General features: G+C 62.5%; 6 protein-coding genes. 3 read left to right on the top strand and 3 right to left on the bottom strand.

Annotation, left to right across the window (positions count from 1 at the left end; translation table 11 throughout):
* A partial coding sequence (locus EN884_RS24370; protein ID WP_164750074.1) for a co-chaperone GroES occupies positions 1-154 on the bottom strand: 154 nt, incomplete at its 3' end.
* 164 nt (positions 155-318) lie between these two features.
* The gene (locus EN884_RS24375) at positions 319-1116 is read right to left on the bottom strand and encodes a class I SAM-dependent methyltransferase (protein ID WP_128360777.1); all 798 of its coding nucleotides are present in this window, start codon (positions 1114-1116) and stop codon (positions 319-321) included.
* A gap of 115 nt (positions 1117-1231) precedes the next feature.
* Here EN884_RS24375 and EN884_RS24380 point away from each other — a divergent pair, with 115 nt between their 5' ends.
* Complete coding sequence (locus EN884_RS24380) at positions 1232-2083, top strand: hypothetical protein (RefSeq protein WP_063167712.1); 852 nt, start codon at positions 1232-1234, stop codon at positions 2081-2083.
* Between the two features lie 8 nt (positions 2084-2091).
* On the opposite strand, the gene EN884_RS24385 is transcribed toward EN884_RS24380, so the two are convergent.
* Positions 2092-2718, bottom strand: a complete 627-nt coding sequence (locus EN884_RS24385) for a TetR/AcrR family transcriptional regulator (protein WP_027163205.1) — start codon at positions 2716-2718, stop codon at positions 2092-2094.
* A 124-nt stretch (positions 2719-2842) separates the two neighbouring features.
* Here EN884_RS24385 and EN884_RS24390 point away from each other — a divergent pair, with 124 nt between their 5' ends.
* Positions 2843-4030 (top strand): MFS transporter, encoded by a 1188-nt coding sequence (locus tag EN884_RS24390; RefSeq protein WP_063170196.1) that lies wholly within the window; start codon positions 2843-2845, stop codon positions 4028-4030.
* Positions 4031-4042: 12 nt separating this feature from the next.
* Complete coding sequence (locus EN884_RS24395) at positions 4043-5320, top strand: D-arabinono-1,4-lactone oxidase (RefSeq protein ID WP_024504859.1); 1278 nt, start codon at positions 4043-4045, stop codon at positions 5318-5320.
* Positions 5321-5358 lie beyond the last annotated feature (38 nt).

The following is a 5358-nucleotide window of genomic DNA, read 5'->3' on the forward strand; positions in this document are numbered from 1 at the left end:
CACGAGCGCCGGAGCCGACAGCGATGATCTCGCCTTCCTGCGGCTTTTCCTTTGCCGTGTCGGGGATGATGATCCCGCCAGCGGTCTTGGATTCGGATTCGACCCGGCGAACGACCACGCGGTCATGAAGCGGGCGGAACTTCGACTTTGCCATTTTTTCTTCCTCGATGAGAACGGTGAGAAACAGTTCCTCCATCCGGCGGCGCCGGACATGTGGTTAGCACTCACCAAAGGCGAGTGCTAACGTGGCGCTGAAATAGGCTGGCGGCGCGCCGGAGTCAAGGCGCTCGGAGCGCCTCTTGGCGCATGATGATGAACTTACCGGTGCCTGGCCGAACCGAGCACCAGAAGCGGGCACCGTTCCGCCAGCGGATACCTTCCGCTCGGCACGACGCGCACGTCGCCGAACCAGTTGGCTGCCTCGTTGGTCAGCGTGGCCAGCGTCGCGAAGCTGTAGCTTATGTCCGAGCCTGCATAGACGTCGATCGTGTTGATCGAGCTCATGCTCCATCCTGTTCGCGCGGCAAGAGCTTCGCGGTCCGGAAACAGTCTGCCGAATGCATCGCGGATCGTTGCCACCTTGATGGTAAAATCGCGGTCGTCGGTCGTACACGCCATCGCAATCCGCCATTTGAGCGCGTGGAAATTCTCGATCCCGCCGGCCAGAACCAGAGCTTCGATGCCGCACAGATCGTCCGCCGTTTCCGGTCGTGCGAAGACGCGGATCGCTGCGCGCCTGCCAGGCTTCAGCACCCTGGCGACCTCGCCAAACAACGAACTGCGCGCCGCCTGGGAAGCGACCGCCGACAGGCATCCGTCGCCGATGACGGCGTCGATGCTTGCGCGGTCCACGGGCAGGTTAAGCCAGTTGCCGGCGATTGCCCGTCGCGAGCCGTCGTCGCCAGCCCATACGCCGGAAATCATGGCCGCCGACTGGTCGACCGCCAACATCGACTTGCCCAGAACTGCCAATTCCGGGGTAACCCCCAAGAGAAGGACATCGGCATTTCCGAGATCAAGTTCGCGATCGAATATAGCGACGGTTTCCGCTGTCGGCCGGAGCGGCGCTTCCAGAAGTTTCCAATGGCGGTGGTAATCGTCCCAATGATTTGTCATGCAATTCCATTGGCCCCCTGCACGCCTGGATTTTGGATATCACCGGGGCTTAATAGAGGTCGTTGGACAAGCCAAGACATTTCAAGGCATCTACAGACAGTCCAGGAGGTGGATAGTGGCGCGTATCGCCGTGATAACGCATGAGCATGACAGGTTCCTGGGCAGGCGCGATATTCTGCTGCGCAGGAGCAGCCCATACATGCTGTTCGACATTCTTGCGGAATTGAAAAGGCGCGGCCATTCGGTTCGGGTTCAGCAAGGCCTGTCGAAGCCGGTCAGCGCCGATATGGCGGTATTGCATGTCGATGCCACGGTGACGCCAACGGACTATGTCGACTATGCCCGGTGTTTTGCATTCTGCCTCAACATCGGCGCCGCCGACATATCCAAACGGCGGATCAGTGGTGCATTGATCGACAAAACCGACAGCTGGCAAGGTCAGGTGATCGTCAAAAGCAATCTCAACAATCGGGGAATCCCGGAGACGCTCCTCAACCGGCGATCCGAGCGCGCGGGCAAACAGCCGCCGTTTCCGCATTTGCCAATCTTGCACCCCTATGAGATCCACGGATCTCTCGGCGACGTTCCAGACGGCGTCTTTGATTGCGACGATCTCGTCGTGGAAAAGTTCATTCCGGAGAGAGAACCCGACGGTTTTGCTGTTCGTTTCTGGGTGTTTTGCGGAGAGCGAGAGCGCTGCACCCGCTACGTCTCCCCGAACGGCCTGGTCAAGGCATCGGAGACGATCCGGCGCGAGCCCGTCCCGGTGCCCGACGAACTGCGTGAGCGCCGGCGTGAACTCGGCTTCGACTATGGAAAATTCGATTTCGTCATGCATGAGGGCAGGGCCATCCTCCTCGATGCGAACAAGACTCCCGGCCGTCCGCAAAATCTCGTCAAGATGTTCGCGGCCGGCGCTTCGGATCTGACACACGGCTTCGAAGGCCTCGTCCATCGGGCGAAATAGGCGCGGCTCTAGAGGAACAGCCGCAGCTGCGTGTGAATGATAGACCGGTAATCCTCGATGGTCCGGCGGCTTTCCGCTTCGCCCTCGGCAAGCGCCAGGCGCACCACGCCGCCGGCGAGCTGGAAGATCAGCAGAACCATGCGTTCGAACTGCTCGCGCCTCTCGGGCTCCAGCAAGGCGATGACATGGTCGCAGAACATTTTGGCTTGGTGCCGCGTTTCGGCGAGGTCGAGGTTCTTGAGCGCCTTGTCGGCCTGGATGGCGTTCTGCAGATCCTGGATGGCCGGATCGCCGGCGACACGGCTGAGATAATCATCGAGCAGCCGGTCAGCGGCCACGATGACATCTTTCGCCTCGTGGATTTCGGCGATGATCGTCGTCAGCCGTGCCCGGCTGACCTCTGAAAACCGCTCATAGAGCATCGCCAGGATCGCCGATTTGTTGGGAAAGTAGTGGTAGACGGTGGCGATTGGCCCGCCCGCCAGCATGCCGACCTCCTTCATAGTGACGGCGTCGATACCCTTTTCCCCGATCAGCCGCATGGTCGTCGACAGGATCGCGTCGATGCGCTCGCGGCTGCGTTCCTGCTTGGGCTTGCGCCTCGGCTCGGTCGCCATTCTCTTCAATTCCGTCATGCACCGATCTTTCGCACGGTTTTTAGATTCCGGTTGACAAGAAATATGATCAAGTATCAGTTTCTGAAATACTGACAGGTTGTCAGCTTTTTTGCCGCGCGGCAAGGACGTTGGGGAGGCGCCTTTGGCTTCGACAGATATCGGCCACGCAGGCAGTGGCGACTGGCTGGTCGGCAATCCGACCGGCTGGCAGCTCGCCTCGGCCCTGTGGATCGGTTCGGTCGGCCTGCTCATCCTCGGCCTGCAGCCGGTGCTGCTCGGAGCTCTCTACACCGAAGGCCATGTCAGCGGCGACGAACTGGCGCTGGTCGCCACCGCCGAGATGATCGCCATTGCCATCGGTTCGGCCGTCGTGGCGATGCTGCTTTCGGCCCACAATATGCGCTGGAAAAGTGCCGTCCTTCTGCTGCTGCTGGCGCTGGCCAATGTGTGGACGGCCTATGCCGCGAGCGCCAACATGCTGATTGCGGCCCGCGCCCTTGCCGGGCTCGCCGAGGGCGGTCTGGTCGCCATCGCCACCGAACTGATCGCCCGCTCGCGGCGTGCCGAGCGCATCGGCGGCTATTTCGTCACCATGCAGACGCTGGCGCAATGCGCGCTCGCCCTGTTGCTGGCGCTCTATGTCATCCCGGCCGCAGGGTCGGCGGGTGGCTTCATCGTTCTTGCCGTCGTCTGCGTCGTGTCGCTGGCGGTCGCTTTCACCGTGCCCGGTGACTATGCCGACCTGCCCAAGGAAGAGAATCTGGCCAATGTGCTGACGGTTCCCTCGATGACCGCGCTGCTGTCGGTCTTCTGCTACTTCATGTTCTTCGGCGCGGTCTGGGCTTTTCTGGAGCCGCTAGGCGCGCAATACGGCATCGATGGCCGCACCGTCGGCCTGATCGTCTCGGCCAGCCTCGCGGTGCAGGTCCTGGGGGCGATGACGGCGACCGCGTTCGAGGCGCGCATCGATTATCGCCTTGCCATCGCGGCGATCGGCGTCGTGGCGCTTGTCAGTTCCCTGGTTCTTGCCAGCAGCCCCGGCCTGACGACGTTCTGGGTCGCTGCCCTGGCCATGGGCTTTATCCTGCTGTTCATCGTGCCCTACCAGATCCGTCTGGCGATCACCGCCGACGAGACGCGCACCGCTGTGCTGCTGGTGCCGGCAGCCCAGCTGTTCGGCCTGGCGATCGGGCCGATTGCGGCGTCGCTGCTCATCGATGGCAAGGATTTCCGGCCGGTGCCGGAATTCGCCGCCGCCAGCGCGGTGGCAAGCGTGGCGCTGCTCGGTCTCTTCGTTCTTGTGTCACGTCGCCGTCGTGCGGTTGCCTGAGCGGGGAGCGCCATGTCGAACACTTGGAGCAACTGGTCGGGCTTCGTAAGTGCCGAGCCCAAGCTGATCGCCAGCCCCGGCGATGCCGGTGAACTCGGTGATCTCGTCCGGACCGCGCCCGGCCCGGTGCGCGTTGCCGGCGCCGGTCATTCCTTCACACCGCTGGTGAAATCGCAGGGCACGATCCTGTCCCTGGAGAGACTGGAAGGGCTGGTCTCGCACGACGCGCAAAAACATCAGGCGCGGGTGCGGGCAGGGACCCGGCTCGGCCCGCTCATGCACATCCTGCAAGGAATTGGCCAGGGCCTGCCCAACATGGGCGATATCGACCGCCAGGCGATCGGCGGCGCGCTGGGCACAGCCACGCACGGCTCTGGGCCGACGCTCGGCGCCTATCACACGCAGCTGGAGACGGTGCAGATCGTCGACGGCCTTGGCAAGGTCCGCGACTTCAAGCGGGCAGGGGATCGGGACATGATCCACGCCATCGGTGTTGCGCTCGGCGCTTTCGGCGTGCTCACCGAAGTGACGCTGAACAACATCGCGACCTACCGGTTGCGCCGCCGCAAATATGTGCTGCCGATCACCGAGATGCTGCGTGATTTCGAGGCGATGATGGCCGCGCATCGCTCGGCCGAATTCTACTACATTCCGTTTTCCGGCTATGCGCAGTTCATCGCCAGCGATTTCAGCGATGCCGCACCCACCACGCGGCCGCCGGAAGAGGACGAGGCGGGTTTGAGGACACTGCGCAGGCTGCGCACTTCACTTGCCTGGCTGCCATCGCTGCGTGGCCGCCTGATCCGATCGGCGGCCGCCAAATTTCCCGCCGAGGACTACGTGCAGGACTGGCTCAACGTCTATGCCAGCGACCGGCAGACCAAGTTCAACGAGATGGAATATCATTTGCCGTTCGAGGAAGGGCCGAAGGCGCTGGCCGAGATCATCGAGCTGACCGAGAAGCGCTTTCCCGAGGTCTATTTCCCGATGGAGGTGCGCTCGGTCGCGCCGGACCAGTTCTGGCTTTCGCCATTCTACAACAGGCTGACCTGCTCCATCGCCATCCACCATGACGCCGCGAACGATCCTTTGCCGTTCATGCGGGCGGCAGAGCCGATCTTCCGCAGATATGGCGGCCGGCCGCATTGGGGCAAGATGCACAGCCTGAAAGCGGCGGAGCTGAAAAAGCTCTACCCGCGCTGGGACGATGCCATGGCGGCGCGCCGCGACATCGATCCGGAAAACCGCTTCGTGTCGCCCTACATGGCCGGCCTGTTCGGCATCGAATGATGAGCACCTATTTTTCCACCCTCTCGGATGCGCTGAAG

The sequence above is a fragment of the Mesorhizobium sp. M7A.F.Ca.AU.001.01.1.1 genome, assembly GCF_004022735.1.
GTDB classification, from domain to species: domain Bacteria; phylum Pseudomonadota; class Alphaproteobacteria; order Rhizobiales; family Rhizobiaceae; genus Mesorhizobium; species Mesorhizobium ciceri.